This window comes from Pseudomonas sp. Sample_9, assembly GCF_004307535.1.
GTDB classification, from domain to species: Bacteria; Pseudomonadota; Gammaproteobacteria; order Pseudomonadales; family Pseudomonadaceae; genus Aquipseudomonas; species Aquipseudomonas mercuritolerans.
The window spans coordinates 1-876 of record NZ_RAZO01000257.1 but is presented as its reverse complement, the minus strand read 5'-3'; the positions used below and the strand labels follow the sequence as shown (position 1 = coordinate 876).

Genomic DNA, 876 nt, shown 5'->3' with positions numbered 1-876 from the left:
CAGGATGCCTCTGCCGCTTTCATCTTCGGGTGAAAGCGGCTTTTTGCTTTCTGCGCGGTCAACAGCGAAAATCCCCGGGCAAAGCGGGCGGTCCGCTTTATCTCTTTTAAGGATGATCAGTTGGACAAGAAGGAAATCAAACGCCAAGTTGGCGCAATGCTCGCTGCCGGACATGCCCGGGCGGAAACCTTCAATGCCCTGGCGGGGGGCAGCGTGAAGGATCGAGTATTAGCGACCTGGATCGGCGCGTACCCGGATCCGTTCCTCAGAAAACGGCATTTGGTCAAAGTCAATGTGCTGGTGACGCTGATGGGCATTATGGGGCTGCTGGGAACGATTGCCGGACTGCTTCAGATCAATGACGGCGGCATCGCCATGGCGCTGCTCATGGTGTCGATTGTCGGCGTGATCCCGTTCTTGTTTGCGTGGGGCTTCTACAAGGGAGTCGCAGCGGTTTACACGATCTATATCACTTTCACGATCAGCCAGATTCCTCGTGAATTCGTAGGCTTCAGCGAAGAGCCTGTGTCGACTGTGCTCGGTGCAGTCTTCATTCTGGCCATGGTGCTCTACGCGGCGTGGGTCAAATCGCTGCTGTTTCCGGACCTGGCATTGATCGGCGCAAAGAAGATCAAAGGCCAGTACGTCTTCTCCAACTAACCGTTTCCATCCCGCCATTTTCACTGGCCTGGATCAATATTTCCCTTGGCGATCTCGCCTACCGTAAATGATCCAGGTCTTTGCTGAGGTATGAGCTACAGTGCTTGTCGCGCACCTTGTTGCGCTGGCGAAGTATCCGCGTCGACGTTGAAAACACAGCGATAAAAGCGTCGACGAGGCGTAGTGCAGCAAGGAGCTGTCACAACCTCAACTGAA

1 protein-coding gene is annotated in these 876 nt (G+C 54.8%); it reads left to right on the top strand.

What is annotated here, in order from left to right; all coding sequences use genetic code 11:
- Window positions 1–120 precede the first annotated feature (120 nt).
- Window positions 121–660, top strand: a complete 540-nt coding sequence (locus D6877_RS14480) for a hypothetical protein (protein WP_130911237.1) — start codon at window positions 121–123, stop codon at window positions 658–660.
- The last annotated feature ends 216 nt before the right edge of the window (window positions 661–876 follow it).